This window comes from Phenylobacterium sp. NIBR 498073, assembly GCF_027286305.1.
Lineage (GTDB): Bacteria > Pseudomonadota > Alphaproteobacteria > Caulobacterales > Caulobacteraceae > Phenylobacterium.
This window is the reverse complement of the sequence record NZ_CP114599.1, coordinates 2,660,683-2,687,325: the sequence shown is the minus strand read 5'-3', so window position 1 is coordinate 2,687,325 and position 26,643 is coordinate 2,660,683. Positions and strand designations below refer to the sequence as shown.

The 26,643-nt window shown below is 66.3% G+C and carries 26 protein-coding genes and 3 tRNA genes; 24 read left to right on the top strand and 5 right to left on the bottom strand.

Features of this window, described 5'->3' with window-relative positions:
- The first annotated feature begins 6 nt into the window (after positions 1–6).
- The 10 genes from O4N75_RS13365 (at position 7) to O4N75_RS13320 (ending at position 9,295) form a co-directional block, all read left to right on the top strand.
- Complete coding sequence (locus O4N75_RS13365; protein WP_269626015.1) at positions 7–1,437, top strand: DHA2 family efflux MFS transporter permease subunit; 1,431 nt, start codon at positions 7–9, stop codon at positions 1,435–1,437.
- An 82-nt stretch (positions 1,438–1,519) separates the two neighbouring features.
- The gene (locus tag O4N75_RS13360) at positions 1,520–2,119 is read left to right on the top strand and encodes a DUF3011 domain-containing protein (protein WP_269629371.1); all 600 of its coding nucleotides are present in this window, start codon (positions 1,520–1,522) and stop codon (positions 2,117–2,119) included.
- Between the two features lie 84 nt (positions 2,120–2,203).
- Complete coding sequence (locus tag O4N75_RS13355) at positions 2,204–3,652, top strand: amidohydrolase family protein (protein WP_269626014.1); 1,449 nt, start codon at positions 2,204–2,206, stop codon at positions 3,650–3,652.
- A gap of 205 nt (positions 3,653–3,857) precedes the next feature.
- The gene (gene lon / locus O4N75_RS13350) at positions 3,858–6,257 is read left to right on the top strand and encodes an endopeptidase La (protein ID WP_269626013.1); all 2,400 of its coding nucleotides are present in this window, start codon (positions 3,858–3,860) and stop codon (positions 6,255–6,257) included.
- A 158-nt stretch (positions 6,258–6,415) separates the two neighbouring features.
- Positions 6,416–6,688 carry an HU family DNA-binding protein gene (locus tag O4N75_RS13345; protein ID WP_267233024.1) on the top strand — a complete coding sequence of 91 codons (273 nt, stop codon included), beginning with the start codon at positions 6,416–6,418 and terminating at the stop codon, positions 6,686–6,688.
- A gap of 69 nt (positions 6,689–6,757) precedes the next feature.
- Positions 6,758–6,834, top strand: a tRNA-Val gene (locus O4N75_RS13340).
- A 138-nt stretch (positions 6,835–6,972) separates the two neighbouring features.
- Positions 6,973–7,530 (top strand): hypothetical protein, encoded by a 558-nt coding sequence (locus O4N75_RS13335; protein WP_269626012.1) that lies wholly within the window; start codon positions 6,973–6,975, stop codon positions 7,528–7,530.
- A gap of 74 nt (positions 7,531–7,604) precedes the next feature.
- On the top strand, positions 7,605–7,997 hold the full coding sequence (locus O4N75_RS13330; RefSeq protein ID WP_269626011.1) for a hypothetical protein: 393 nt from the start codon (positions 7,605–7,607) through the stop codon (positions 7,995–7,997).
- A 31-nt stretch (positions 7,998–8,028) separates the two neighbouring features.
- Positions 8,029–8,730: a C39 family peptidase gene (locus tag O4N75_RS13325; protein WP_269626010.1), complete on the top strand. Its 702-nt coding sequence runs from the start codon at positions 8,029–8,031 to the stop codon at positions 8,728–8,730.
- A 4-nt stretch (positions 8,731–8,734) separates the two neighbouring features.
- Positions 8,735–9,295: a hypothetical protein gene (locus O4N75_RS13320; RefSeq protein ID WP_269626009.1), complete on the top strand. Its 561-nt coding sequence runs from the start codon at positions 8,735–8,737 to the stop codon at positions 9,293–9,295.
- 2 nt (positions 9,296–9,297) lie between these two features.
- On the opposite strand, the gene O4N75_RS13315 is transcribed toward O4N75_RS13320, so the two are convergent.
- Together O4N75_RS13315 and O4N75_RS13310 are read right to left on the bottom strand one after the other, a co-directional pair.
- On the bottom strand, positions 9,298–10,617 hold the full coding sequence (locus O4N75_RS13315; protein WP_269626008.1) for a transporter: 1,320 nt from the start codon (positions 10,615–10,617) through the stop codon (positions 9,298–9,300).
- Positions 10,618–10,664: 47 nt separating this feature from the next.
- Positions 10,665–11,222, bottom strand: coding sequence for a sigma-70 family RNA polymerase sigma factor (locus O4N75_RS13310; RefSeq protein WP_269626007.1), 558 nt, complete (start codon positions 11,220–11,222; stop codon positions 10,665–10,667).
- A gap of 506 nt (positions 11,223–11,728) precedes the next feature.
- Here O4N75_RS13310 and O4N75_RS13305 point away from each other — a divergent pair.
- The 6 genes from O4N75_RS13305 to O4N75_RS13280 all read left to right on the top strand — a co-directional run bounded on the left by O4N75_RS13305 (position 11,729) and on the right by O4N75_RS13280 (position 17,597).
- On the top strand, positions 11,729–12,664 hold the full coding sequence (locus tag O4N75_RS13305; protein WP_269626006.1) for an aldo/keto reductase: 936 nt from the start codon (positions 11,729–11,731) through the stop codon (positions 12,662–12,664).
- Between the two features lie 5 nt (positions 12,665–12,669).
- Positions 12,670–13,137, top strand: coding sequence for a nucleoside deaminase (locus tag O4N75_RS13300; protein ID WP_269626005.1), 468 nt, complete (start codon positions 12,670–12,672; stop codon positions 13,135–13,137).
- Between the two features lie 120 nt (positions 13,138–13,257).
- A complete protein-coding gene (locus tag O4N75_RS13295; RefSeq protein WP_269626004.1) occupies positions 13,258–14,517 on the top strand; it encodes a cytochrome P450 in 1,260 nt (419 codons plus the stop codon).
- An 82-nt stretch (positions 14,518–14,599) separates the two neighbouring features.
- Positions 14,600–16,519: an NAD(P)/FAD-dependent oxidoreductase gene (locus tag O4N75_RS13290; RefSeq protein ID WP_269626003.1), complete on the top strand. Its 1,920-nt coding sequence runs from the start codon at positions 14,600–14,602 to the stop codon at positions 16,517–16,519.
- A gap of 10 nt (positions 16,520–16,529) precedes the next feature.
- Positions 16,530–16,940 (top strand): GFA family protein, encoded by a 411-nt coding sequence (locus tag O4N75_RS13285; protein WP_269626002.1) that lies wholly within the window; start codon positions 16,530–16,532, stop codon positions 16,938–16,940.
- An 81-nt stretch (positions 16,941–17,021) separates the two neighbouring features.
- Positions 17,022–17,597 (top strand): NAD(P)H-dependent oxidoreductase, encoded by a 576-nt coding sequence (locus tag O4N75_RS13280; protein ID WP_269626001.1) that lies wholly within the window; start codon positions 17,022–17,024, stop codon positions 17,595–17,597.
- Between the two features lie 354 nt (positions 17,598–17,951).
- Here O4N75_RS13280 and O4N75_RS13275 read toward each other — a convergent pair whose 3' ends face one another.
- The 3 genes from O4N75_RS13275 to O4N75_RS13265 form a co-directional block, all read right to left on the bottom strand.
- Entirely contained in the window at positions 17,952–18,626 is a 675-nt protein-coding gene (locus O4N75_RS13275; RefSeq protein WP_269626000.1) for a PEPxxWA-CTERM sorting domain-containing protein, read from the bottom strand.
- A 138-nt stretch (positions 18,627–18,764) separates the two neighbouring features.
- Positions 18,765–18,841: transfer RNA gene (locus O4N75_RS13270), tRNA-Asp, on the bottom strand.
- A gap of 193 nt (positions 18,842–19,034) precedes the next feature.
- Positions 19,035–19,111 (bottom strand) — tRNA-Asp (locus tag O4N75_RS13265).
- Positions 19,112–19,433: 322 nt separating this feature from the next.
- On the opposite strand from O4N75_RS13265, the gene O4N75_RS13260 reads away from it, so the two are divergent.
- Genes O4N75_RS13260 through nuoG form a run of 8 tightly spaced genes read left to right on the top strand, consistent with a single transcriptional unit; the run spans position 19,434 to position 26,643 of the window.
- Positions 19,434–19,811 carry an NADH-quinone oxidoreductase subunit A gene (locus O4N75_RS13260; RefSeq protein WP_056018620.1) on the top strand — a complete coding sequence of 126 codons (378 nt, stop codon included), beginning with the start codon at positions 19,434–19,436 and terminating at the stop codon, positions 19,809–19,811.
- Positions 19,781–20,362 (top strand): NADH-quinone oxidoreductase subunit B, encoded by a 582-nt coding sequence (locus O4N75_RS13255; RefSeq protein ID WP_267233039.1) that lies wholly within the window; start codon positions 19,781–19,783, stop codon positions 20,360–20,362. The genes O4N75_RS13260 and O4N75_RS13255 overlap by 31 nt, the downstream gene beginning before the upstream one ends.
- Positions 20,359–20,970 carry an NADH-quinone oxidoreductase subunit C gene (locus O4N75_RS13250; protein WP_269625999.1) on the top strand — a complete coding sequence of 204 codons (612 nt, stop codon included), beginning with the start codon at positions 20,359–20,361 and terminating at the stop codon, positions 20,968–20,970. The genes O4N75_RS13255 and O4N75_RS13250 overlap by 4 nt, the downstream gene beginning before the upstream one ends.
- Positions 20,970–22,184, top strand: a complete 1,215-nt coding sequence (locus O4N75_RS13245; protein WP_269625998.1) for an NADH-quinone oxidoreductase subunit D — start codon at positions 20,970–20,972, stop codon at positions 22,182–22,184. Before O4N75_RS13250 ends, O4N75_RS13245 begins: the two co-directional genes overlap by 1 nt.
- A complete protein-coding gene (locus tag O4N75_RS13240) occupies positions 22,181–22,531 on the top strand; it encodes a nuclear transport factor 2 family protein (RefSeq protein ID WP_269625997.1) in 351 nt (116 codons plus the stop codon). Before O4N75_RS13245 ends, O4N75_RS13240 begins: the two co-directional genes overlap by 4 nt.
- Before the next feature lie 7 nt (positions 22,532–22,538).
- On the top strand, positions 22,539–23,222 hold the full coding sequence (gene nuoE / locus O4N75_RS13235) for an NADH-quinone oxidoreductase subunit NuoE (RefSeq protein ID WP_267233043.1): 684 nt from the start codon (positions 22,539–22,541) through the stop codon (positions 23,220–23,222).
- 55 nt (positions 23,223–23,277) lie between these two features.
- The gene (nuoF, locus tag O4N75_RS13230) at positions 23,278–24,594 is read left to right on the top strand and encodes an NADH-quinone oxidoreductase subunit NuoF (protein ID WP_269625996.1); all 1,317 of its coding nucleotides are present in this window, start codon (positions 23,278–23,280) and stop codon (positions 24,592–24,594) included.
- Between the two features lie 6 nt (positions 24,595–24,600).
- A complete protein-coding gene (nuoG, locus tag O4N75_RS13225) occupies positions 24,601–26,643 on the top strand; it encodes an NADH-quinone oxidoreductase subunit NuoG (RefSeq protein WP_269625995.1) in 2,043 nt (680 codons plus the stop codon).

The following is a 26,643-nucleotide window of genomic DNA, read 5'->3' as shown; positions in this document are numbered from 1 at the left end:
GCTGCGATGAGCCAGATCGGTGCGACGCCCTGCGACCGCGGCGTCGTCGCCGCGACCGAGCCTGCCGCCAAACCGGCCAGCGGTCGGCTGGTGCTTGCCGGGACTGTGTTGGGCTCGAGCCTGGCGTTTATCGACGGGTCGGCGGTGAACCTGACCCTGCCGGTGATCCAGCGCCAGCTGGGCGGCGACGCGGCCGGCGCCCAGTGGATCATGAACGCCTATGCGCTGATGCTGGGCGCGTTGGTGCTGGCGGGTGGAGCGGCGGCCGACCGCTATGGCCGTCGCCGGGTGTTCGTCGTCGGGGTGGTGCTGTTCTCGGCGGCCTCGGCGCTGTGCGGCGCGGCCCCGGACCTGACATTGCTGATCATGGCGCGGGCGCTGCAGGGCGTGGGGGCGGCGCTGCTGGTCCCGGCCAGCCTGGCGTTGCTGGGCGCGTCGTTCGACGAGGAGGCGAGGGGACGGGCGGTCGGCGTGTGGGCCGGCGCCAGCGGCCTGATGAGCGCCATCGGCCCGGTGCTCGGGGGCTGGCTCACGGACGTGGTCTCGTGGCGGGCGGTGTTCCTGATCAACCTCCCTCTGGCCGTCTTGGCGGTCGGGTTCATCCTGGCCGGGGCCCGCGAAAGCCGTGAGCCGGCGGCCGGACCGGTGGATTGGCGCGGCGCAGCCTGCGCCACCCTGGGGCTCAGCGCCCTGACCTGGAGCTTGACCCAGGCCTCGACGGCGGGGGCCTCGCCGGTGGTCTGGGGCCTTGGCGCGGCGGGGGCATTCATGCTGGCGGCCTTCGTTCACATCGAGCGCAGGGCGACCAGCCCGATGGTCCCGTTGGAGCTGTTCCAAGGCCCGGCCTTCTCGGGGGCGAATTTGCTGACCTTGCTGCTCTACGCGGCGTTCGGCGGGGCGCTGTTCCTGCTGCCGTTCCAGCTGATCAGAGTTCATGGCTATCCGGCGACGGAGGCCGGGGCGGCGCTTCTGCCGTTGTCGATCAGTCTGGCGGTGCTGTCGCCGATCTCCGGCGTCCTGTCGGGGCGCATCGGCGTGAGGGCGATGTTGACGATCGGTCCCCTGTTGGCCGCCGCAGGCTTCGCAGGCCTGGCCTGGAGCGCGCGGGACGGCGCCTACTGGACGGGGGTGTTTCCGGGATTGGCCGTGCTGGCGCTGGGCATGGGGGTGGCGGTGGCGCCGTTGACCGATGCGGTCCTGGGCGCGGTCCCGAACGCCTACGAAGGCGCGGCGTCCGGGGTGAACAACGCCACGGCGCGGATCGGCGGCCTGATGGCCGTCGCCTTGGCGGGGTTTGTCCTGGCCCCGGGCGAGGCCGGCGGCGAGTCGATGACCCAGGCGTACCAGGCGGCGATGATCGCGGCGGCCTGCGCCGCCGCCGCCGCCGGTCTGGTCGGAGCGTTCGCCATGCGGCCTCAGACCTCCGCCGGCCGCTGACAAGCGCTATTCTCAACGGGCGGCTGCTGGCGCTAGGGTGAAGGTTGAGAGGCGTCGGAGTTCTGGAATGCGTGTGGGCTTGATGATTGCCGCGTCGGTGTTCGGTCTTTGGACCGCGCCGGTCACGCCCGCCTACGCGGACTCTTACGTTGACTGTTCGTCGTCGGGATACGCCCGGAACTACTGCCCGGTCAGTTCCGGCGGCCGGGTCTGGCTCGACTACCAGTACAGCAACAGCAACGGCGCCTGCATCGAGAACCGGAGCTGGGGCTGGGACGGACGCGGGATCTGGGTGGATCGCGGTTGCCGTGGCCGTTTCCGGGTCGAAGATCGCTACGGCGACGATGGCAAGAAGGACAAGGACAACACCGCTGCGGTCGTCGGTGGCCTCTTGCTGGGCGGCCTTCTGCTGGGCGCGCTGGCGGCCGGCTCGAAGGACAAGGACGGCGGCGGATCGTCGCCGGAGGCGCGCCAGGCGGTCGACAGTTGTTCGAGCGAAGCGATGAACCAGGCCTCGCGCTATGGCGTCCGCGCCCGGATCGACCGGATCACCAAGACCAGGCGGCAGGGAGAGAGCCCTTCGGTCGAGGGAGATGTCACTGTCGACGTCGGGCCGCGGTCAGTGACCTACAGCTTCGACTGCGACTACGACGGCCGCTACGCCCGCGTGGAGCTGAACTGAGGCGCGGCGGCCGCGCGACGATATGTCAGGGACGCCGCGGTCCTGAGCGGCTAAACGACGCCTTCAGTTTTCCGGAAGGCCTACATGCGGACCCTCGCCCTTGCAGCTCCTCTCGCCCTCGTCCTGCTCATGGGCGGCTCTGTCGCGGCCTATGGCGCCGAGCGGGTCGATCTGCTGATCGTCGATGCGACCGTCATCGACGTCGCGACGGGTGAACTCTCCAATGGGGCGGCCGTCGCGGTCCGCGGCGACACCATCATCGCGGTCGAACCGACCGCCAAGGCCAAGGCTGACTTCACCGCCAGCCGGACCATCGAGGCCAAGGGGCGCTTCGTCATGCCGGGGCTGTGGGACAACCATGTCCACTTCGGCGGCGGCCGCGAGCTGATCGGTGAGAATAAAGCCCTGCTGCCGCTCTATGTGGCGCACGGCGTGACCACGGTTCGCGACGCCTCGGGCGACCTGCCCGAGGAGGTGCTGGCTTGGCGCGGGGAGGTGGCGTCCGGTGCCTTGTTCGGTCCGACCATCTTCACTTCCGGCCCGAAGATCGAGGGCGTGAAGCCGATGTGGAAGGGGACGATCGAGGTCGGAACCGAGGCCGAGGCCGATGCTGCGCTGGACAGGCTGCAGGGGCTGAAGGTCGACTTCGTGAAGATCACCGAGAACACGCTGACGCCGCAGCTGTTCCTCTACACGGTCAGGCAGGCCAAGGGGCGCGGCTTGGTCACCTCGGCGCACATTCCGGCCGCGATCACGGTCGACATGGCCAGCGAGGCCGGGCTTAGCTCGATCGAGCATATGGGCTATGCGCTGCGGATGGGCTCGCCGCAGGAGGCGCAGATCGCCGCTGACGTCGCGAGCGGCAAGATTTCCGGCGCTGAGGCCACCAACCGGACGCTGGCGAGCTTCGATGAGGCCACCGCCATGGCCGGCTTCCGCCGGCTGGCGGCGCGGGGAACCTATGTCTCGCCGACGCTGAACGGCAGCAAGGCGACCGCCTATCTCGACCAGGACGATCACAAGGGCGACGCCTACCTGGCCTATATCGGCAAGGGCCTCCAGGCGACCTATGCCTGGCGTGTGGAGCGGGCGGCGAAGGACGATGCGGCGGCGATCGCGCGGCGGCACGCCATCTACGAGAAGAACGCTTCGCTCGTGCCGATGCTGCAGGCCGCCGGGGTGTCGATCCTGGCGGGGACCGACGCCGGGTTCCTCAACTCGTTCAACTATCCGGGCATCGGCCTGCACGACGAACTCAAGATCTATGTCGACGCCGGGCTGTCGCCGCTGCATGCGCTGCAGGCCTCGGTGGTCAACGGACCGCGCTTCCTTGGCCATGCCGACCGCTATGGGGCGATCGCCGCGGGCAAGGCCGCCGACATCCTGATCCTCGAGCGCAACCCGCTCGCCGACATCGCCGCCACACGCGCGATCGACGGCGTCGTGCTGAAGGGGCGGTACTTCGACCGGAAAGCTCTGGATGAAATGCTGAAAAGCGCGGCGGAGGCCGCCGCCCGCTCCGGCGGCGCTTGAGTATCAAGCCGCATCATCCCTAGATGGATCGAGGGCATATTTGCGGCTGCGCTTGAATGACGGTCGCAAGCGTCCACATAAATGAACCGATAAGCCGCCTTCGAAGGCGGACGGGCCGTCCGACTCAGACGCATCGTCTGAAGTGACCGCGGTCCGGGGGCCGAGCCTGATCCTCCAACAGGCCGGCAGGAGTTAAGAACGCATCATGTCCGAGATTAAGACCCTTCCCATTCTACCGCTGCGGGACATCGTAGTGTTCCCGCATCAACCGGTGCCGCTCTTCGTGGGCCGGGAGAAATCCGTACGCGCGCTCGAAGAGGCGATGCGGGGCGAAGGCAAGCAGATCCTCCTCGCGACCCAGAAGGACAAGGACGACGACGATCCGTCGCCCGAGGCCATCTATGACGTCGGGGTCGTGGCGACGGTTCTGCAGCTGCTGAAGCTTCCGGACGGCACCGTGAAGGTGCTGGTCGAAGGCAAGGCGCGCGCCGGCATTTCCCGTTTCACCGCGCAGGACGAGTACTACGAGGCCGAGATCGCCTTCATTTCCGAGGACGGCGCGGCTTCGCCCGAGGCCGAGGCGCTGTCGCGCGCGGTCGTCGAGCAGTTCGAGAACTACGTCAAACTGAACAAGAAGGTGCCGCCGGAGGCCCTGGCGTCCATGCCGCAGGTCGACGCGCCCGGCGAACTGGCCGATCGCATCGCCAGCCATCTGTCGGTGAAGATCGCCGAGAAGCAGAGCCTGCTTGAGATCTTCAACGTCGTGAAGCGCCTGGAAAAGGTCTACGCCCTGATGGAGGGCGAGATCTCGGTCATGCAGACCGAGAAGAAGATCCGGAACCGCGTGAAGCGGCAGATGGAGAAGACCCAGCGCGAGTACTATCTCAACGAGCAGATGAAGGCGATCCAGCGCGAGCTGGGCGAGCAGGACGATCAGCGCGACGAACTGATCGAGCTCGAAAAGCGCATCAAGAAGACCAAGCTGTCCAAGGAGGCCCGCACCAAGGCCGAGGGCGAGCTGAAGAAGCTGCGCAACATGAGCCCGATGTCGGCGGAATCCACCGTCGTGCGGAACTACCTCGACTGGCTGCTCTCGATCCCGTGGGGCAAGACCAAGACCAAGACCATCGACCTGGTGAAGGCCGAGGAGATCCTGAACCGCGACCACTTCGGCCTGGAAAAGGTCAAGGAGCGGATCCTGGAGTACCTCGCCGTGCAGGCGCGGGTCGGCTCGCTGAAGGGCCCGATCCTCTGCCTGGTCGGTCCTCCCGGCGTCGGCAAGACCTCGCTGGGCAAGTCGATCGCCGAGGCGACCGGCCGTGAATTCGTGCGCGTCTCCCTGGGGGGCGTGCGCGACGAGGCCGAGATCCGGGGCCACCGCCGGACCTATATCGGCTCGATGCCCGGCAAGATCATCCAGTCGATGAAGAAGGCGAAGTCCACCAACGCCTTCTTCCTGCTGGACGAGATCGACAAGATGGGCAGCGACTATCGGGGCGACCCGGCCTCGGCGTTGCTTGAGGTGCTGGACCCGGCGCAGAACTCGACGTTCGGCGACCACTATCTGGAAGTCGACTACGACCTGTCGCCGGTGATGTTCGTCACCACGGCCAACAGCCTCAACATGCCCCAGCCGCTGCTGGACCGCATGGAGATCATCCGCATCCCCGGCTACACCGAGGATGAGAAGGTCGAGATCGCCAAGCGCCACATCCTGCCCAAGCAGACCAAGGACCATGGCCTGAAGCCGGAAGAGTTCATCGTTCCGGACACGACCATCCGCGACCTGATCCGCTACTACACCCGGGAAGCCGGCGTCCGCTCGCTGGAGCGGGAACTGGGCAACCTGGCGCGTAAGACCGTGCGTGACCTGGGCCGTGAGAACGTCACCTCGATCACGGTCGACGACGAACGGCTGGCCAAGTACGCGGGCGTTCAAAAGTACCGCTACGGCGAGACGGACGAGGAAGACCAAGTCGGGATCATCACCGGTCTGGCCTATACCGAGTTTGGCGGCGACATCCTGACCATCGAAGCGGTCAAGATGCCGGGCAAGGGCCGGATGTCCATCACGGGCAACCTGAAGGACGTGATGAAGGAGTCGATCCAGGCGGCGGCCAGCTATGTCCGCAGCCGCGCGACGCACTTCGGCATCGAGCCGCCGGTCTTCGAGAAGACCGACGTGCACATCCACGTGCCGGACGGCGCCACGCCCAAGGACGGCCCGTCCGCCGGCGCGGCCATGGCCACGGCCATCGTCTCGGTGCTGACCGGTATCCCGATCCGCAAGGACATCGCCATGACCGGCGAGGTCACGCTGCGCGGCCGGGTGACGGCCATCGGCGGCCTGAAGGAGAAGCTGCTTGCGGCCCTGCGCTCCGGCGTGAAGACCGTGCTGATCCCGCAGGAGAACGTGAAGGATTTGGCCGATATCCCGGATAATGTGAAGTCGGCGCTGGAGATCGTCCCGGTCTCCAATGTCGACGAAGTCCTTGCCCGGGCGCTGATTCAGCCTCTGACGCCGATCGAATGGAACCCCGCCGAGCAACCGGCGGTATCGGTTGCGGCCGATGACGGCTCCGATGAGGCGATGATCACCCACTAAACGGTGGAAAACTGAGAAAAAATAAGGCGGCGCGGGGTCTCTCCGCGCCGCCTTTGTTTGACGGGCGAGAATCGACCGCCATAATCGCGCAACGCGAAGCAGCCTCGCGCTTCCGCGAGAGGTTCGCGGTTTGAATAATGGGCTGGGAGAGACAAGAAATGACCAAGGCCGAACTCGTCACGGCGATCGCCGACAAGGCGGGCCTCAACAAGGCTCAGGCGAAGGATGCTCTGGAAGCGTTCATCGACAGCGTCACCGAGTCGCTTAAGGCGGGCCAAGAAGTCCGACTCGTTGGTTTCGGCAGCTTCGTGCCGGTGACCCGCGCGGCGGGCACCGCGCGTAACCCGCGCACCGGCGAGACCGTGAGCCGTCCGGCTTCGAAGACGGCGCGTTTCCGCGTCGGCGAAGGCCTGAAGGGCTCGCTGAACTAAGAACCGTTCAAGCGGTTTTCGTTCAAGGGCGGCCTTCCCGCGTGGAGGTCGCCCTTTTCGATTCTATGAGGGCGGCTAGCTCAGCTGGTCAGAGCACCTGGTTTACACCCAGGGGGTCGGGGGTTCGAACCCCTCGCCGCCCACCACACGTCCCGGTCGGAGCCGCAGGCGGTTCACAAATCGGGCTCACGGTCATGTGATCCGAACTCTCCCCATGTCCCGCCGGTTCTGGCGGCCGGAGGACAGGCGCCTCCAAACATCAGCGACCCTGGGAGGGTGACCCTATGAAATCCAAGCTTCTCACTTCGGCCGCCGCGTTGGTGATCGGCCTCGGCATGAGCACCATGGCGATCGCGCAGGTCGACAACACCTCCGCCGACAACACCTCGACAGCGACGGTGAACCAGGCGACCACTGACAATTCGAACAACTCGACCACCGACAATTCCAACAACTCGACTACAGACAACTCCAACAATTCGACCACCGACAATTCGAACAATTCCGACAACTCCAATAATTCGGACAATTCGAACAGCTCGGATAACTCGAACAGTTCGACGACCGACAACTCCGACAATTCGGACAACTCGGACAATTCGACGACGGCGACCTACACCGCCGTGTCGACCCAGACGCTCAACGGCTCGGTCACCGGTTCTCCGGTGTCGAACACCGGCGGCGACGGCGCGACCGGTTCGATCACCACTGGCAATGCTTCGTTCGACGGCGCCGCGTTCGGCGGGATCCAGACCGCCAACGCCAACTCGGGCATCAATTCGCAAGGCCAGGCGGCGACCTCGCTGTCGGCGAACGCCAACATCAGTTTCGGCGCTCCGTAAGCGTACTCGGGCCGGCGTCCGTCCGGAGGCCGGCCCGTACTCGCATCCGCGGCTTCGGCGATTTGGAGGGAGCGATGTCCAGGTGGAAGTTCGGCGGGCTGGCTGGCCTGGTCGTCCTCGGGGCCTCAGGCTCCGCGCTGGCGGAGGATGCGCCGGCCGGCCGCCCCGTAACGTCGGTCGAGGCGATAGCTCAAGATGCGCCGGAAGGACTTAGGGCCGCGCCGATCGGCGAGACCGAACTCGGCGCCATCAGCGGCGGGCAGGGGGTTGTCGTCGAAGCGCTGTCGAACCAGCAGCTTTCGGCCAGCAACTCCGGATCGATCGCGGCCGATCAGGTCGCCACTGGCAATGTCGATTTCTCGACGGGCGACTACTCCGGGATCGGCAACTTCGTCGTCAATACCGGCAACAATAACAACCTGCAGGGCGTGATTAGCGTCAACATCGCCACCCTTGGCGGATCCTAGGCGCAGCGTCATGCCGCGTCAGGGTCGACAATTGGCCATCGCAGCAATCGCCGGCGCGCTCGCGCTGACGAACCCAGCGACGGCGCAGATCGCCTTTTCGGACGGTGGATCGCTCTATGCGCTCGACCGCGTCACGACCCTTCGCGACATGCCTTTCCGGACGGTCGTGCGCCAGCAGTACGACTACAGCTGCGGCTCGGCGGCGCTGGCGACGCTGCTGCGCTATCACTACGGCGTCGACGTCACCGAGGTCGACATCTTCAAGGCGATGTACGCCGGAGGCGATCAGGCGAAGATCCAGAAGGTGGGTTTCTCGCTGCTGGACATGAAGCGCTACCTGGAGGCGCGCGGCTACAAGGCCGACGGCTACCGCATCGATGCGGACGCTCTGGTCCACGCCAAGTGGCCGTCGATCGCGGTGATCACGGTCGGGACCTACAAGCACTTCGTGGTGGTGAAGGGGGCGGGAGCGGACCGCATCCTGGTCGGCGATCCGGCGCTGGGGCTCAAGTCCTACCACCAGGACGAGTTCGAAAAGGTCTGGAACGGCATCATATTCGGGATCCACTCCGGACCGAGCCGCGGCCTCTACAACACTCCAAATGAATGGGCGGCGACCACGACGACACTAGCCGGCCAGCCGTTGGCGGACGAGTCCCTGGCGGCCCTCACGATGCAGTTGCCGCCGCTCTACCAAGTGGTCTGGGAGAACCGGCCGGCGGCGGGGTTCTGACGCCATGCCCTATTGTTCGATCCTCGCCGCGCTAGTCCTGAGCCTCGTTATCGCCGTGGGCGGAGCGTCGGCGCAGCAGGCGATCGGTGTCGGCGCGGCGCTGAGCGATAGGGAGCTGGCCGCCGAGCGGGGTGGCCTGCGGTTGCCGACTGGGATGGAGGTCGGGTTCGGGGCGTCCGTGCGCACCTTCGTCGACGGCGCCTTGGCCTTGGAAACCAAGCTGGTTTGGACCGATCTGGGGGCCACGCAGACGCAATCGGCGCCGCCCCTCGCGACGCAGGGACAGACCGGCCAGGTGACGCTGGCCGAAGGGGCGGCGCAGCTGCCGGGGGTTGCGCTGGCTGGAGACGGCGGAACGACCGTCGTGCTGCACGAGCTGAGCGCGGCGCGGATCTCCAACATCGTGGTCAACACGGCGAACAACCGCGACATCCGCCAGGAGGTCCAGATCGACCTGGCGATCCCGGAGCTGACGCAGTTCCAGCAGGCGGCGGTGCAGGAGCGCGCCAACATGCGCATGATGGAGGCGGTCGGCGCTGCGCTGCGCGACGCCGCCCGCCCCTGACATCAGAAGGAATAGGGCGCGCGCACCGTCAGCCGCATATCCGGCGCATCGCTGGTCACCCCGAATTCGAAGCTGTTGATCAGGGTGAGGCGCCGGCTCAGGCGGTAGGAGAGGCTCATCTGCAGCGCGCCTATCGAGAGGCTGTTGGAGCTTTGCGTGGTGTTGTTGATCTCGGTGTCGGTCGGGAAAATGTAGTGGTGGGAGTAGCCGAATGAGACGGAGAACTTCGGATTGAGGGCGAGGCCGAACCCGATGCTGGCGTTGACGCCGTCGCCCGGGTCCACCTCGCCGACGAAGATGTTGTTGCCGACCGCCTTGTCGACTGAACCAGCAAAGTTGTGCAGGTAGCTGATCCCGCCATAGATAACCGCAGGATCGCTGGGATAGAGCATCGTCAGCCCAAGCTCGGTCGCCCAGAAGCCAGAGCCGGTCGCCAGGCCCTTGGCGACCGCAAAGTCGTCGAAGTCGACGTCGTAGGGGCCGACGCCGGTGTCCGACTTGACCCGAACGCCGGCGACGAAGATCGGCCAGCCGTTGTCGCCGCTGTTGAGCTGGTAGCGCCCCGACACCTCGACGTCGCCGAGGTCGTTGGCGTCCAGTTCCATGGTGCGGGTGACGGCGCGGTCGGCTGCGGCGACGGTGGTGATGCGATCGTGGCGATAGACGTAGGGAACGCGGGCCTCGACCTCCAGCCGGTTGCTCAGGCCATAGCGCGCGGCCAGCGTGCCGACGACGGAGTCGCGATCGGCGTCGCCCGCCTCGATCAGGCCAAGATTGATGCCGGGCACGATTTCCACCCCCCTGAAGGTCAGGCGGTTCGTGCTGCTGCGCACATACTCGATGGTCGGGTCGAATACGAACCGCCCGGCCGGCGTCAGCACGCCGAGGCGTTCGGGGATGGCGGCGACCTCGCGCGCCTTCTGTTCGGTGGTCGCTGCGGGCGGGGCCTCGCCCACCGGCCGGGTCGGCGTTGGGGCTGCGGCGGCGGTCGTCGTCGGCGCCGGCCCCATCGGCGGATTGAGCGGCGCGGCCTGCTGGGGAGCCGCAGCCCGGCCAGCGCGGATCTCCGATAGGGCCTCGTCCCGCGTCGCGCGCAGGGCACGCAGTTCCAAATCCTGCTGTTGAATGAGAGCGGCCTGTTCGGCCAACCTGCGCTCCTGGACCGACAACCGCGAGGACTGGTCGAGCAGCAACGCTTCGATGCGCGCGAGCTTGGCGGAGACGTCCTCCTGGGCCCGGGCCGGAGCGGTGGTTGCGAACGTGACGATCGCAGCGCCGATGATCGCCAGGCGACGCAGGGAGCGGGGGGGTGCTGTGGTCATCTGCTCGGATCCGAACTGTGGAGAGCCCCGTAGCCGGCGACTAAACGTCAGGCCCGACCTGGGAGTTCATTCGCACCCCGAGGGGCGGCGGGACGGCGCGCGAGATGGCGGCGCGCGGCGGGCAGGTCGTAGTCGAGCAGTTCGGCCAGGCGGGCGCGGGCCCTGCTGACGCGGCTCTTCAAGGTGCCGGTCGCGCAGCCGCAGACTTCGGCGGCCTCGTCGTAACTCAGCCCGGCGACGACGATCAGCAGCAGGGCGTCGCGGGTGTCCGGCGTGAGACGGTCCAGCGAGCGCAGCAGGTCACCGAATTCGACCTGCCACTCCTGCTCCGGCGTGCAGGACAGCTGGGCCGTCAGCCTGCCGTCGGCGTCCTGAACCACCAGGCGGCGACGGGCATGGTTCGAATAGAAGATGTTGCGCAGGATCTTGTAGAGCCAGGCCTTCAGGTTGGTTCCCGGTTCGTAGGCGGTTCGAAATCTCCAGGCCCTCACGAGGGTGTCCTGAACCAGGTCGTCCGCCTCCGATCTGGAGCGTGTGAGGCTCATGGCATAGCCGCGCATCATCGGAATCAGGGCGATGACGGCGTCTGGGAACACGTCGCGCATCGGGGGTAGCCCTCCTGGCCGCGAGGGCTCTGCGGGCCCCCGTCCTTTACGCCTCCCCCTTTTTCGACCTGCGATGCGAAGTTCGCAGCGCTCGCGTCGAATAACGATGTTATTATTCCCTGCGGTTTCCGTATTCAAGGCCAGAGATGATGTTGTGGGGTTTCGACCTGAGGTGAGCGTCGAGGCCATGTCAGAAACGTGTCAGTTGGATTTCATTCATGGTTCGGCTTGTTTGGAAATGTTAAGGCGAAATATTGATTATGGTATTTCCATTCATTTGGAAATGAACGTGAAATTGCGTGAAGAAAACTTATGTGCAGGAGTAAATGTCTATTCCGTTGAAATCGACCGGCGACGCCTCAAGCCGTTGCGGTGAGCCGGTTTCAGATAGCGGCGGCGGCTGGGTCGGGCTTGCATCCAAGGCGCTGAAGCGGCTACCCACGCAGTGACTAACGCAAGCGTTGCCCGCGCCAACGCGAATTCTAGGCGCCGTCCCGGACCTGACCTTGCCAAGCCTCGCCGATCCCGTGCGCGCTCGCGCCCTTGGCCGCACCGGCCTCAGTGTTTCCGAGATCGGCCTCGGTTGTGCGAGTTGGTGGGGACAGAAGGCGTTCGACGAGCGGCAGGCGGTGAACCTCGTGCATGCCGCCCTGGAGCGCGGGGTCACCTTCTTTGACACCGGGGCCGCCTATTCCGGCGGCGAGGCCGAGCCGCGGCTTGGCCGAGCGCTGAAGGGCAGGGACCTTGAGCGGGTGGTGGTCGCCACCAAGGCCGGCACGTTTCACGATGGCCGTCGGGTAGCCCGCGATTTTCGGCCGCAGGCGATCGTCGCCAGCGTCGAGCGGAGCCTGCGCAACCTGGGCCTGGAGCGCTTGCCGCTGCTGCAGCTGCACGGCCCGGCGATCTCCGAGCTAGACGACGAAATGCTGGCGATGCTGGAGGAGCTGAAGCGGCGGGGGCTCGTCGGCGCGGTCGGCGCCAACAGTTTCGACCCGGCGGTGATCGACCACATCATCAACCTGGCCGTCTTCGACGTCGTGATGGTCGACTACAACGTCCTGCGGCCCGAACGCGCGGCGTTGATCGCTCGGGCGGCGCAGCAGGGCAAGGGCGTGCTGGCCGGGATGGCGCTGGCCATGGGGCACGCCAATCGGCAGGTCACGCGCCTGCGCGCGCCACGGGACGTCTGGTACGCCCTGCGCGCGCTCAAGAACCACCGTAGCGACATCGCCAAGGGCGCGCGGTTCGGCTTCTTGGGGCGATTGAATGGCCTGTCGGCGTCGCAGGCGGCGCTGGCCTACGTGCTGGCCGACCCCCATGTGTCCTGTGCAGTGGTCGGGACGACGCGCATGGCGCACCTGATCGATAACCTGGGCGCTTCCGGCGTCACCCTGTCGCCGGCGGTCATGGATCAGATCCGGCGCGCTCAAGGCGTGGAGTAGCGGCGATGCCGACCGAGGCTGACTTCATGGCCCAAGCCGTGGACCTGGCGACGGCAAATGTCCTCGACAGCGGCGGGCGGCCGTTCGGCGCGGTGGTGGTCAAGGACGGCGAGGTCATCGCCACCGGCGTCAACGAAATCGGCGCGACGGGGGATCCGACCGCCCACGCCGAACTGACGGCGATGCGCAGGGCGGCGCAGGCGCTGGGCGTCCCGCGGCTCGACGGCTGCATGATCTACGCCAGCGGCCAGCCATGTCCGATGTGCCTGGCGGCGATGCACATGACCGGAGTGGCGGCGGTGCGCTTCTGCTATTCGAACGACGAGGCCGAGGCGTTCGGCCTGTCCACGGCCCGTGTCTACGCGCAGATGGCCAAGCCATTGGACGCCCAGGCGATCGACATCCGCCAGCAGGCGGTCCCTCGCGACGGGCCCTCGCTCTATGCGGTCTGGAAGTCGCGGCAGGATGACTGAGAACCGAACTTAGTTTGGATTCAAAGGGTTGTTGTGGCGATCGGCGGATTGGGCTTTCATCGGTCCAACGGCGCCGGCGGCAGCTGCGACCAGGCGTCGATCACACAGGGAGATCGCGCGATGGCTGACGGCGCCATGAAGCTGGCCGACGAGGCCAAGGCCAGGGCCTATTCCTTGCCGCTGGAGGAGTTCAATCCCGGCGATCCTGACCTGTTCCGCACCGATACTCACTGGCCCTACTTCGAGCGGCTGCGGCGCGAGGACCCGGTCCACTGGTGCAAGGACAGCGAGTTCGGTCCCTATTGGTCGGTCACCAAGTTCAACGACATCATGGCCGTGGACACCAATCACGGGACCTTTTCGTCGGAGGCCGCCCTGGGCGGGATCACGATCCGCGACGCGCGGCCAGACCTGCGCCGGCCCAGCTTCATCTCGATGGATCCACCTAAACACGACGTGCAGCGGAAGACGGTCAGTCCAGTGGTCTCGCCCGCCAACCTGCAGGTTCTGGAACCGATCATCCGCGAGCGGGCCGGGCGCATCCTCGACGAACTGCCGGTCGGCGAGACCTTCGACTGGGTCGACCGGGTGTCGATCGAGCTGACCACCCAGATGCTGGCGACGTTGTTCGACTATCCGTTCGAGCATCGGCGACGGCTGACGCGGTGGTCGGACGTGGCGACGACCCTGCCGATGCCAGGGGGGCTGTGCGAGACCGAAGAGGCGCGGCAGGCCGAACTGATGGAATGCCTGGCCAGCTTCACCGAACTCTGGAACCAGCGGGTCAACCGCCCGCCGGCAGGAGACCTGGTCTCGATGCTCGCCCATGGCGAGGCGACGCGGAACATGAGTCCCGACGAATATCTCGGCAACATCATCCTGCTGATCGTCGGCGGCAACGACACCACCCGCAACTCGATCAGCGGCGGTCTGCTAGCGCTCAACCAGAATCCCGAACAGTACGACAAGCTGAAGGCGAACCCGGCGCTGATCCCGTCGATGGTCTCGGAGATCATCCGCTGGCAGACCCCGCTCGCTCATATGCGCCGTACGGCGCTGGAAGACGTCGAGCTGGCCGGCAAGCAGATCCGCAAGGGCGACAAGGTGGTCATGTGGTACGTCTCGGGTAACCGTGACGACGAGGTGATCGCCAATCCGGACGCCTTCGTCATCGACCGCGAACGGCCGCGCCAGCATCTGTCGTTCGGCTTCGGCATCCACCGCTGCGTCGGCAACCGCCTGGCCGAGATGCAGCTGCGCATCGTCTGGGAGGAAATCCTCAAGCGGTTCAAGCATGTGGAAGTCGTCGGCGAACCGCGGCGGGTCCGTTCCAGCTTCGTGAAGGGTTATGAGACGCTGCCGGTCCGCATTCACGCCTAGCTGACGTCACGGCGCCCTTTCCCTGGCGCGCGAGAGGCGTAGTCTTCTCGCATAACAACGATAGTCAGGGCGGAGACGTGTCATGGCGGTGGACCTTGGGCCTCTCGACCAGGCGTTGGCGACGGCGCATCTGCCGGCGCTCTCGGCGGCGCTCGTCCACCTGACCGGCGATCCCGGTTGGCTGCGGTCCGAGTGGCGGCCGGCCTATACGCCGCTGTCGCGAGGCGAGACCGGAGTTCCCGAGGGCGAACAGGCGAAGATGCGCGCGCTCGCCAAGGCGGCGATCACCGACTACCTGACCGGCAAGACCCCGATGGCGGCGACGCCGTCGCCGGCCATGGTCCGGGAAATGATGAGCTTCGTGGCCGGGGCCGACATCCCCGACAGCTATGGCGACTTCCTCACCGACGAACTGGCGCTGGACGGCCACTCCTCGAAGGATCCCGACTGGTCGCCGGAGCTGAAGACCGTCGCGCGCCGGCTGCATGTCCTGGTGGTCGGGGCGGGAATGTCGGGCCTGCTGACCGCGCTGCGCCTCGAGCAGGCCGGCGTGCCGTTCCAGGTGGTCGACAAGAACGCCGACGTTGGCGGGACTTGGCTGGAGAACACCTATCCCGGCTGCCGGGTCGACTCCTCGAACCACATGTATTCCTACAGCTTCGAGCCGAACCACTTCTGGCCGCAGCACTTCTCCACCCAGCCGGTGCTGCTGGACTATTTCCGCGGGGTCGCCGCCAAGCACGACCTGAAGAAGCACATCCGCTTCGGGGTCACGGTCGAGGAGATGGTCTGGGACGATCATCGCGGCGTCTGGAAGGTCCGGCTGAAGACCCCGGAGGGCGTCGAGCATGTGGAGGCCAACGCCGTCGTCACCGCGGTCGGCCAACTGAACCGGCCGCGATATCCGGATATCAAGGGCCGGGAGCGCTTCGCCGGGCCGGCCTTCCACTCAGCCGAGTGGCGACACGACGTCGACCTGACCGGCAAGCGCGTGGCCGTCATCGGCACCGGCGCCAGCGCCTATCAGTTCGTGCCCGAGATCACCGGCAAGGTCGCCAGCCTGACCGTCTTCCAGCGCACCCCGCCTTGGGGGTTCCCCGTGGCGCACTATCACGAGGACGTCCCCGAGGGGATGAACTGGCTGATGGAGCACGTGCCGTTCTACGACAAATGGTACCGCTTCTGGATGTTCTGGATGGTGACGGACGGCCTGTTGCCGATGGTCACCGCCGATCCCGCCTGGAACGGCCCGCCGACCGCGGTCAGCGAACTGAACCAAGGCTTCCGGGACATGATCGCGATGGCGATCGCCGAGCAGGCCCCGAACCGGCCCGACCTGGTTGAGAAGGTGATCCCGAACTATCCGGTCGGCGGCAAGCGCTCGCTGCTCGACAACGGCGTCTGGATGGCCGCGCTGCAGCGACCGAACGTCGAGCTGGTCACCGACTCCATCGCCGAGATCACCGAGACCGGTGTCACCACCGCCGACGGCAAGTCGCGCGATTTCGACGTGATCATCTACGGCACCGGCTTCCATGCATCGAAGTTCCTGTGGCCGATGAAGATCAAAGGACGCGGCGGGGCCGATCTGCACGAGACCTGGGGCGGCGACCCGCGGGCCTATCTCGGCATGACCACGCCGGGCTTCCCGAACCTGTTCATGATCTACGGGCCGAACACCAACATCGTCGTCAACGGCTCGATCATCTTCTTCTCCGAGTGCAGCGTCCGCTACATCGTCGGGTGCCTGAAGCTGTTGGCCCAGACCGGGGCGACGGCGATGGAGCCGCGCCGCGAGGTGCATGACGCGTTCAATGAGCGGGTGGACGCCGGCAACAGCCTGATGGCCTGGGGCGCGCCGCAGGTGAGCAGTTGGTACAAGAGCGAGAGCGGCCGCGTCAGCCAGAACTGGCCCTTCGCCCTTGTCGACTACTGGCGCGCGACGCTGGCGCCCGACCCGGATGATTTCGTGCTGACGAAGAGCGCCGAACTGGTCGGCTAGGGGAGGGGTGATGAGTGAACTTCAGGGCGGCTGCGCCTGTCGCAAGATCCGCTTCCGGGTCAGCCAGGCGCCGATGGGAGTGGGCGTCTGCCATTGTCGGCAATGTCAGTACAGCTCCGGCGGCGGCCCGAACTATGTGGCGTTGGTGATGCGCGAGGCCTTCGAGGTGACGCAGGGCGAGCCGAAGGCGTTCGTCAGTCCCGGCGGCAGCGGTCAGGACGTGCTGCGGGCGTTCTGCCCTGATTGCGGCACGCCGCTCTACTCGGACCCGGAGGTGCTGCCGTTCCTGGCCGTGAAGCTGGGCGGCCTCGACGATCCGTCGGCGTTGTCGCCGGGCATGCACATCTGGACGGTCGACGCGCCGTCCTGGCATCAGATGACGCCCGGCCTGCCCGTGTTCGAGCGCGGGCCGCCCGGATAGGAGCGCGCGCCATTCCGGCGGACGACTTCGAGGCCCCGGGCCGGCTATGCTGGGGGCGATAGGTTTGCTCGGAGAATCGCCATGGCCCTGAAGCTCAACGTCATCGTCTGTTCGACCCGCCCTGGGCGTGTCGGTCTTTCGATCGGTCGGTGGTTCGAAACCTACGCCAAGGAGCATGGCGGCTTCGATGTCAGCCTCGAAGATCTGGCTGACTACGCCCTGCCGGTCTTCGACGAGCCTCACCATCCGCGCCTGCGCAAGTACGAGCACGCCCACACCAAGGCCTGGAGCGCGAGCGTGGAGAGCGCCGACGCATTCGTGTTCGTGACGCCCGAGTACAACTTCGGGCCGCCGCCCTCGCTGGTGAACGCGATGAACTACCTGGTGCTCGAGTGGCACAACAAGGTCGCCGGCTTCGTCAGCTATGGCGGGGTGTCGGGCGGCATCCGCGCCACCCAGACTGAGAAGCTGATGATGACCAGCTTCAAGATTATGCCGTTGCCCGAGCAGGTGATGATCCCAATGTTCAGCCAGCATCTGGACGACGAGAAGCGCTTCACGCCCAACGAAATCCACCTGGGCTCGGCCAAGACCATGCTGGACGAGCTGGCCCGCTGGGCCGCGGCGCTGAAGGGAATGCGTGAGGGGGCGGCCTAAGCCCTGCCGCCCAGAAGGCGGTTGAGCGCGGTGCGCGCGGCCCGAGTGGCGAAGTGGCGACCGAGCGGGCTTGCCGGGGCGAGCGTCGGGGCCGACATGGCGCCGCCAGCAGGTTGCTGAGAATGGTGAAGTAGCTGAAGAAATTGACGGTCCGGGTGGCGAAGTCCGCGCCTGCCTGCTCCTGGACCATCAGAAAGTACTGCAGCAGCAGTCCGAACCAAACCATGCGGTAGGTCCTCATGCGCGCATCCTCCGTCGACAGTGAAGGTGTCCGCGCGTTGGAGGGAATGGTCGAGTCTCAGGGAGCCAAGGCGTGCTCCGGGGCGCGAGAGCCGCCGCCCCGGAGGCGGCCTGCTAGGCGTGGGCGGTCTTGCCGCGGCGGCGGGCGGCCCGGATCGTCGCCCCGGTCATGCCGAACCCGACAATCATGATCGCCCAGGTCGCCGGCTCGGGCACGCCCGAGAGGACCGCCGACGAGCCAGCGTAGTCCCAGGTCCCTTTGAAGCCCTGGGTCCCGTAGGTGTTTCCATATAGCCCTTCGCCCGGCTCGATGCGGAAATCGGAGAGCCGGAAGACCGGGATCGTGTCGGTCGAGGTCGGCACCATCTCGCCGGAGACGCCGGTCACCTTGCCGCCGGCGAAGCGGATCGACGGGTCGGCGTAATAGTTTTCGTCATCGACGTAGATCGGGAAGCCATCGTACATCTCGTGAATCGAATTCCAGGTGAGGCCGCCGACGTCGAGGCGCCAGAACTCTTCGCCGCCGGTCGGCAGGCCGTAAAGACCAGCCACGAAGCCTCCGCCCTGGTCGAAGGCCCGATCGGCGTTGAAGCGCGCGGTCAACGTGACGATGTTTCCGACCGCCAGCTTTTGATCGACCCCGGTGTTGAGTTCCCATGGGCCGTAGCCCAATTCGCTCACCAGCTCGCCCTTGAGCGTGATCTCATAGTAGCGGGCCGCCTCGGCTGATCCGGCCCAGAAGCAGGCGGCCGCCGCAAAGGCGACTGCCGGCGCATGTATTCTTGGCATAGCGTCCTCCCTCATTGGGAGAAGCGGACGCCCGGCGCCACCCCAAGTCAAGCAGAGCCATTTCAAGTTTTTCGTGGGAAGCGACGCGCGCGCCAGCATTGGCCGCTTTGCGCTATGTTCTTGAGTTGTCGGGGGAAGTGGCGCGAATGACGGGGCTCGAACCCGCGACCTCCGGCGTGACAGGCCGGCGCTCTAACCAACTGAGCTACATCCGCGTGACGGCTACGTCGCCGCGAGGGGCGTCTGATACCCCACCTGAATCGAAATCGGAAGGGGGATCGGTGCGGGGATGTGAGAGCCGTCGGTTCAGTCGCAGGCGCGTCGGCGGCTTGAGCGGCATGGAGCTCGCCAAATGGCGTGCTGTGCGGCGCTGCACTTTACATCAGGTTCTTGTAGGGAAAGAAGAAGTGGCGCGAATGACGGGGCTCGAACCCGCGACCTCCGGCGTGACAGGCCGGCGCTCTAACCAACTGAGCTACATCCGCGTGACGGCTACGTCGCCGCGAGGGGCGTCTGATATGACCCCGCCTGAATCGTGTCAACGGCCAATCTTGCGCAGCTGTGGACAAACCGGCGAGGCCTGCTTTTTTCTCCGAAAAGGGCCGGGAGCGCTGTCAAATATTGCGAGTGATTGTCAGTCGTACCTTCTCCGCCATCGAAGACATGTGAGCATGGATCACGGGCGCGGGGCGCGGAATTATCAGACGATGCAGGTTGCGCGCATTTGCGATACCACCGGTCGCACCACGCCGTTTGAACCCTGAGCGATGCTGGTCTAGAAGGGCGCGCGACTCCTTCGAGGATTCCATGAACGCCTTTCTTTTGCAGTATCTGCCCATCGTGATCTTCCTAGGGATCGCGACCGCCCTGGGCCTCGCATTCATCGTGGCTTCGGCCACGCTGTCTCCGCAGGCGCCGGATCCTGAGAAGCTGTCCACCTATGAGTGCGGCTTCAACGCCTTCGACGATGCGCGAATGAAGTTCGACGTCCGGTTCTATCTGGTGTCGATCCTCTTCATCATCTTCGACCTTGAAGTGGCGTTCCTGTTCCCGTGGGCGGTGTCGCTCATGAAGCTGCCGCAGGAGCTCGGACAGTTCGCCTTCTGGTCGATGATGACCTTCCTCGGCGTGCTGACCGTCGGCTTCATCTACGAATGGAAGAAAGGCGCCCTGGAATGGGAGTGATCGTTCCCGCGGGTTCGGCCGGCCGTTCGACGGTCGAAGGCTACGACCCCAAGCTCCATGACCCGTTCTTCGACGGCGTGTCGAATGAACTGGCGGACAAGGGCTTTATTACGGCGGCAGCCGACGACCTGATCACCTGGGCGCGCACCGGCTCGCTGATGTGGATGACGTTCGGCCTGGCCTGTTGCGCGGTCGAGATGATGCAGGCCTCGATGCCGCGCTACGACCTGGAGCGCTACGGCTTCGCCCCGCGCGCCAGCCCGCGTCAGTCGGACGTGATGATCGTCGCCGGCACGCTCTGCAACAAGATGGCTCCCGCTCTGCGCAAGGTCTACGACCAGATGCCGGAGCCGCGTTACGTCATCTCGATGGGCTCGTGCGCCAACGGCGGCGGCTACTACTACTTCTCCTACTCGGTGGTGCGCGGCTGCGACCGCATCGTTCCGGTCGACATCTATGTCCCGGGCTGCCCGCCCACGGCCGAAGCGCTGGTTTACGGCGTGCTGCAGCTGCAGAAGAAGATCCGCCGGACGGGGACGATCGAGCGATGAGCTGGCCCCTGACCGAAGACGCCCTGCGGTCGCTGGGCGATGAGATCGTCACCGCCGGGGCCGGCGCCGTCGCCGGCTTCGAGGTAGCCTATGGCGAGCTGACCCTCACGGGGTCCGCCAGCCGAATCGTCGAGGCGCTGACCCTGCTGCGCGACCAGTTCGGCTTCCAGCAGCTGATCGACCTCTGCGGCGTCGACTACCCGGAGCGCGCCCAGCGCTTCGACGTGGTCTACCACTTGCTGTCGCTGACCAAGAACCGCCGCATCCGGATCAAGGTGCAGACGGACGAGGACACCCCGGTTCCGACCGTGACCGGCGTCTATCCGTGCGCCGACTGGTTCGAGCGCGAGGCCTTCGACATGTACGGCGTGTTCTTCGAAGGGCATCCGGACCTGCGCCGGATTCTCACCGACTACGGCTTCCACGGCCATCCGCTGCGGAAGGACTTCCCGATGACCGGCTATGTCGAGCTGCGCTACGACGACGAGCTGAAGCGGGTGGTCTACGAACCGGTTAAATCGGTCGAATTCCGCAACTGGGACTTCCTCTCGCCCTGGGAAGGCGCCGAGTACGTGCTGCCGGGCGATGAAAAGGCGGAGGCGAAATAATGGCCGACGACGCTTCGAACCCGGTCGCGATCCCGGAAACCCCGGTCCGCAAGTTCAACATCAACTTCGGCCCGCAGCACCCGGCGGCGCACGGCGTGCTGCGCCTGGTGCTCGAGCTGGACGGTGAAGTCGTCGAGCGGGTCGACCCGCACGTCGGCCTGCTGCATCGCGGCACCGAAAAGCTGATGGAGTACCGGACCTACCTCCAGAACATCCCGTACTTCGACCGCCTCGACTACGTGGCGCCGATGAATCAGGAGCATGCGTTCTGCCTGGCCATCGAGAAGCTGCTGGACCTGGAAGTCCCGATCCGCGGCTCGATCATCCGGGTGATGTTCTCGGAAATCGGCCGGATCCTGAATCACCTGCTCAACGTCACCACCCAGGCGATGGACGTCGGCGCCCTGACCCCGCCGCTGTGGGGCTTCGAAGAGCGCGAGAAGCTGATGGTGTTCTACGAGCGCGCCTGCGGCGCTCGCCTGCACGCCAACTACTTCCGTCCGGGCGGCGTCCACCAGGACCTGCCGGACGCGCTGGTCGACGACATCCGTGACTGGGCGGTCGCCTTCGAGCGCCCGATCAGCGACATCGACAAGCTGATCACCGGCAACCGCATCTTCAAGCAGCGCAACGTCGATATCGGCGTCGTGTCGAAGGAGGAGGCGATCAACTGGGGCTTCTCGGGCGTCATGGTGCGCGGTTCGGGCATCGCCTGGGACCTGCGCCGCAGCCAGCCCTACGAGTGCTACGACGACTTCGAGTTCGACATCCCGCTGGGCGTCAACGGCGACTGCTACGACCGCTATCTCTGCCGTATGGAAGAGATGCGTCAGAGCGCGAAGATCATCATCCAATGCGCTGATCGGCTTAAGAAAACGCCGGGCCCTGTGCTGACGGAAGACAACAAGTTCGCGCCGCCGCGCCGTGGTGAGATGAAGCGGTCGATGGAAGCTCTCATCCATCACTTCAAGCTCTATACCGAAGGCTTCCGCACGCCCCCGGGCGAGGTCTACGCCTGCGTGGAAGCGCCGAAGGGCGAGTTCGGCGTGTTCGTCGTCTCCGACGGCACCAACAAGCCTTACCGCTGCAAGATCCGCGCGCCGGGCTACCCGCACCTGATGGCGATGGACTGGCTGAACCGCGGCCACATGCTGGCCGACGTGTCCGCCATCCTCGGTTCGCTCGACATCGTGTTCGGGGAGATCGACCGGTGAGCGCGCCCGCCTGCATCAGCCCGTTCGACGTGGCCGAGGCCCAGCTTGAGGCCTACAACGCCCAGGACCTGGACGCGCACTGCGCGTGCTTCGCCGACGACGTCGTTGTGGCCGACCTGAACGGGGCGGTGACGATCTCCGGGATCGAGGCCTATCGCGCCAAGTACCGGCAGGTTTTCGCGGACTTCCCGCACAATCATGCCGAGCTGCTGAACCGCATCGTGGTCGGCGCCCGGGTCATCGACCACGAGCGGGTGAAGCGTTCGCCGGACGCCGAACCCTTCGAGGTCGCCGCCATCTACACCGTCTCGGACGCCAAGATCGTCCGCGTCGACTTCGTGAAGTGAGGATCGCTTGAGCGTTCGCCGCCTCTCTCCGAACCAGCCCGCCAGCTTTGAGTTCTCCGCGGAGACCAAGAAGCAGGCGGATTGGTGGATCTCCAAGTTCCCGGCCGGCCGCCAGCAATCGGCGGTCATTCCGATTCTGTGGCTCGTGCAGAAGCAGGAGGGCTGGGTCTCCGAGCCCGCCATCCGCCTCGTCGCCGAGCTGCTGGGCATGGCCCAGATCCGGGTGCTGGAGGTCGCGACCTTCTACACCATGTTCATGCTCGAGCCGGTCGGCACCCATGCGCTGGTGCAGGTCTGCGGCACGACGCCGTGCGCCCTGCGCGGCGCCAACGAGCTGATCGCCCATTGCAAGAAGCGCCTTGGCCCGAAGGATCACCTGTCGGCCGACGGCAAGTTCTACTGGCAGGAAGTCGAGTGCCTGGGCGCGTGCTCCAACGCGCCGATGGCGATGATCAACGACTATTACTACGAAGACCTGACGGTCGAGACGCTCGACGCGGTTCTGGACGAGTTCGCCGCCGGCAAGCCGCGCGCCCCGGGCTCGGTGATCGGCCGCAGCGGTTCTGCGCCGGAGGGCGGCCCGCTGACGCTCAGCGACGCGTCGCTGTACGACGGCACGCGCGCCAAGCCGATCAAGTCGCTTCCCAACGCGCCCAAGCCGTCCAAGGGCGCCAAGGAGCCGGCCCAGTGAGCGCAATGAATTCGATCGCGCGCCCGGCGCGCGCGGACAGAGGAGTGTAGGGGCCTTGGTCGGTATTCTCGAAGACAAGGACCGCATCTTCACCAACCTCTACGGCCTGCACGACTGGGGCCTCGAGGGAGCGAAGAAGCGCGGGGCCTGGAACGGCACGCGTGAGATGCTGAAGCAGACGCCGGAATGGCTCTGCGACCAGATCAAGGCCTCGGGCCTGCGCGGCCGCGGCGGCGCGGGCTTCTCCACGGGCCTGAAGTGGACCTTCATGCCCAAGCAGGAGAGCGAGCGCCCGCACTATCTGGTGGTCAACGCCGACGAGTCCGAGCCGGGCACCTGCAAGGACCGCGAGATCATGCGCAATGATCCGCACCTGCTGATCGAAGGCTGCCTGATCGCCAGCTACGCGATCCGCGCGCACACCTGCTACATCTACATCCGCGGCGAGTACGTGCATGAGCGCGAGCGCCTGGAAGCGGCGATCAAGCAGGCCTACGAGGCCAAGCTGATCGGCAAGGGCAACGTCCACGGTTGGGACTTCGACCTGCACGTCACCCATGGCGGCGGCGCCTATATCTGCGGCGACGAAACCGCGCTGATGGAAAGCCTGGAAGGCAAGAAGGGCCAGCCGCGCCTGAAGCCGCCGTTCCCGGCCGGCGCCGGCATCTACGGCTGCCCGACCACCATCAACAACGTCGAGTCGATCTCGGTCGTCGGCACCATCCTGCGCCGGGGCGCAGAATGGTTCTCGGGCTTCGGCCGGCCGAACAACACGGGCACCAAGCTGATGGCCATCTCTGGCCACGTGAACAAGCCGTGCGTCGTCGAAGAGGCGATGTCGATCCCGCTGAAGCAGCTGCTGGAAGACCATTGCGGCGGCATCCGCGGCGGTTGGGGCAACCTGAAGGCGGTGATCCCGGGCGGCTCGTCGGTCCGCATGATCCCAGCCCACGAGGCCGAGACCGCACTGATGGACTTCGACAGCCTCTCGGCGCTGAAGTCGGGCCTGGGCACCGCGGCGGTGATCGTGATGGACCAGTCCACCGACATCGTGAAGGCGATCGCGCGCCTGTCGTACTTCTACAAGCACGAGAGCTGCGGCCAGTGCACCCCGTGCCGCGAAGGCACCGGCTGGATGTGGCGGGTCATGGAGCGCATGGTCACCGGCGAAGCCGAGATGCGCGAGATCGACATGCTGCTGGACGTCGCCAGCCAGGTCGAAGGTCACACGATCTGCGGTCTCGGCGATGCGGCGGCCTGGCCGATCCAGGGCCTGTTCCGCCACTTCCGCCACGAGGTGGAAGACCGCATCACCCAATACCGGGCCGGAAGGCCGCATGTGCAGGGCGCGTCCCTGCAAGCGGCGGAGTAACCCCTAATGCCCAAGGCTAAAGTCAACGGCGCCGAGGTCGAGTTCGAACCCGGCATGACGGTCCTGCAGGTGGCGGAACTGGCCGGCGAGGAAATCCCGCGCTTCTGCTATCACGAGCGTCTCAGCATCGCCGGCAACTGCCGCATGTGCCTGGTCGAGGTGAAGCCCGGCCCGCCGAAGCCGCAGGCGTCCTGCGCGCTGCCGGCCGCCGAAGGCCAGGAGATCTTCACCAACACGCCGATGGTGAAGAAGGCCCGCGAAGGGGTGATGGAGTTCCTGCTCATCAACCACCCGCTGGACTGCCCGATCTGCGACCAGGGCGGCGAGTGCGACCTGCAGGATCAGGCCATGGGCTATGGCCGCGACGACAGCCGCTACGCCGAGAACAAGCGGGCCGTCGAAGAAAAGTACATGGGTCCGCTCATCAAGACGGTGATGACCCGCTGCATCCAGTGCACGCGCTGCGTCCGCTTCATCACCGAAGTGGCCGGCGTGCCGGACATCGGTCTTATCTCGCGCGGCGAAGACGTTGAAATCACGACCTATCTCGACAAGTCGGTCGGGTCGGAACTGTCGGCCAACGTCATCGACCTGTGCCCGGTCGGCGCGCTGACCTCCAAGCCGTACGCGTTCAATGCGCGGCCTTGGGAGCTGAAGAAGACCGAGAGCGTCGACGTCATGGACGCGCTGGGTTCGGCGATCCGCGTCGACAGCCGCGGTCCGGCGGTCCTGCGGGTGCTGCCGCGCCTGAACGAAGAGATCAACGAAGAGTGGATCAGCGACAAGACGCGCTACGCGGTCGATGGCCTGTCGCGCCAGCGCCTGGACCAGCCGTTCGTCCGTAAGGACGGGCGCCTGCAGCCGGCGACCTGGGCGCAGGCGTTCGAGCTGATCACCGCGAAGGTCAAGGCTGCCAGCGGCGAGCGCATCGGCGTGATCGCCGGCGACGTCCAGGACGTGGAGTCCATGGCTGCCGCCAAGGACCTGTTCACCGCGCTCGGCTCGGCCAACATCGACTGCCGCCAGGACGGCATGGTGCTGGGCGGCGGACCGCGCGAGAGCTGGCTGATGAACTCGACGATCGCCGGCATCGAAGACGCCGACGTCGTCCTGCTGGTCGGGACCAATCCGCGCGTCGAAGCGCCGGTGTTCAACGCGCGCCTGCGAAAGCGCTGGCTGGCGGGCGCGCTGCGCGTCGGCGTGATCGGCGAGCAGGCCGACCTGACCTACAAGTACGACTATCTCGGCGCCGGCGCTGCGACCCTGGCCGGCCTGAGCCGGGCCAAGAGCGACTTCGTCAAGGCGCTCAAGGAAGCCAAGAAGCCGGCGATCATCGTCGGCGCCGGCGCGCTGTCGCGCGACGACGGCCAGGCGGTGCTCGCCGCCGCCGCCGCGGTCGCCAAGAGCTTCGGCATGACCTGGAACGTGCTGCACACCGCGGCCTCGCGCGTCGGCGGCCTGGACCTCGGCTTCGTGCCGGGCGAGGGCGGCAAGAGCGCCAAGGACATGGTGCAGCCGGGCGCTCTGGACGTGCTGTTCCTGCTCGGCGCCGACGAGATCGACGCCAAGGGCAGCGACGCCTTCAAGGTCTATCTCGGCACGCACGGCGACGCCGGCGCGCACTCGGCGGACGTGGTCCTGCCGGGCGCGGCCTACACCGAGAAGGACGGCATCTACGTCAACACCGAAGGCCGGGTGCAGTTCGGCTACCGCGCCGTGTTCCCCAAGGGCGAGGCCCGCGAGGACTGGTCGGTGTTCCGGGCGCTCTCCGACCGCCTGGGCGTGACCCTGCCTTACGACACCCTGGCCCAGCTGCGGGCCAAGCTCTTCGCCGACCATCCGAGTTTCGGTCAGGTCGACTACGCCCCCGGTTCGGCCGGCGCGGCCCTGGACTTCGGATCGCTGGGCTCCAAGGGCGAGGTCTCAGAGGCTCCGTTCGAGAGCGCGGTGAAGACCTTCCATCTGACCAATCCCATCGCGCGCGCCAGCGTGACGATGGCCGAGTGCGCCGCCGTCGCTTCCGGCGCCGCCAAGATCGCGGCGGAGTAG

Excerpts from the sequence above, each read along its gene's own strand:
- O4N75_RS13315 (WP_269626008.1), bottom strand. The coding sequence starts at position 10,617 with ATGACCACAGCACCCCCCCGCTCCCTGCGTCGCCTGGCGATCATCGGC.
- O4N75_RS13295 (WP_269626004.1), top strand. The coding sequence starts at position 13,258 with ATGGCTGACGGCGCCATGAAGCTGGCCGACGAGGCCAAGGCCAGGGCC.
- O4N75_RS13255 (WP_267233039.1), top strand. The coding sequence starts at position 19,781 with ATGGAAGAAAGGCGCCCTGGAATGGGAGTGATCGTTCCCGCGGGTTCG.
- O4N75_RS13320 (WP_269626009.1), top strand. The coding sequence starts at position 8,735 with ATGCCCTATTGTTCGATCCTCGCCGCGCTAGTCCTGAGCCTCGTTATC.
- O4N75_RS13280 (WP_269626001.1), top strand. The coding sequence starts at position 17,022 with ATGGCCCTGAAGCTCAACGTCATCGTCTGTTCGACCCGCCCTGGGCGT.
- O4N75_RS13365 (WP_269626015.1), top strand. The coding sequence starts at position 7 with ATGAGCCAGATCGGTGCGACGCCCTGCGACCGCGGCGTCGTCGCCGCG.
- O4N75_RS13250 (WP_269625999.1), top strand. The coding sequence starts at position 20,359 with ATGAGCTGGCCCCTGACCGAAGACGCCCTGCGGTCGCTGGGCGATGAG.
- O4N75_RS13360 (WP_269629371.1), top strand. The coding sequence starts at position 1,520 with ATGATTGCCGCGTCGGTGTTCGGTCTTTGGACCGCGCCGGTCACGCCC.
- O4N75_RS13330 (WP_269626011.1), top strand. The coding sequence starts at position 7,605 with ATGTCCAGGTGGAAGTTCGGCGGGCTGGCTGGCCTGGTCGTCCTCGGG.
- O4N75_RS13355 (WP_269626014.1), top strand. The coding sequence starts at position 2,204 with ATGCGGACCCTCGCCCTTGCAGCTCCTCTCGCCCTCGTCCTGCTCATG.
- O4N75_RS13245 (WP_269625998.1), top strand. The coding sequence starts at position 20,970 with ATGGCCGACGACGCTTCGAACCCGGTCGCGATCCCGGAAACCCCGGTC.
- O4N75_RS13345 (WP_267233024.1), top strand. The coding sequence starts at position 6,416 with ATGACCAAGGCCGAACTCGTCACGGCGATCGCCGACAAGGCGGGCCTC.
- O4N75_RS13275 (WP_269626000.1), bottom strand. The coding sequence starts at position 18,626 with ATGCCAAGAATACATGCGCCGGCAGTCGCCTTTGCGGCGGCCGCCTGC.
- O4N75_RS13335 (WP_269626012.1), top strand. The coding sequence starts at position 6,973 with ATGAAATCCAAGCTTCTCACTTCGGCCGCCGCGTTGGTGATCGGCCTC.
- O4N75_RS13300 (WP_269626005.1), top strand. The coding sequence starts at position 12,670 with ATGCCGACCGAGGCTGACTTCATGGCCCAAGCCGTGGACCTGGCGACG.
- O4N75_RS13290 (WP_269626003.1), top strand. The coding sequence starts at position 14,600 with ATGGCGGTGGACCTTGGGCCTCTCGACCAGGCGTTGGCGACGGCGCAT.
- O4N75_RS13260 (WP_056018620.1), top strand. The coding sequence starts at position 19,434 with ATGAACGCCTTTCTTTTGCAGTATCTGCCCATCGTGATCTTCCTAGGG.
- O4N75_RS13285 (WP_269626002.1), top strand. The coding sequence starts at position 16,530 with ATGAGTGAACTTCAGGGCGGCTGCGCCTGTCGCAAGATCCGCTTCCGG.
- lon (WP_269626013.1), top strand. The coding sequence starts at position 3,858 with ATGTCCGAGATTAAGACCCTTCCCATTCTACCGCTGCGGGACATCGTA.
- nuoG (WP_269625995.1), top strand. The coding sequence starts at position 24,601 with ATGCCCAAGGCTAAAGTCAACGGCGCCGAGGTCGAGTTCGAACCCGGC.
- O4N75_RS13310 (WP_269626007.1), bottom strand. The coding sequence starts at position 11,222 with ATGCGCGACGTGTTCCCAGACGCCGTCATCGCCCTGATTCCGATGATG.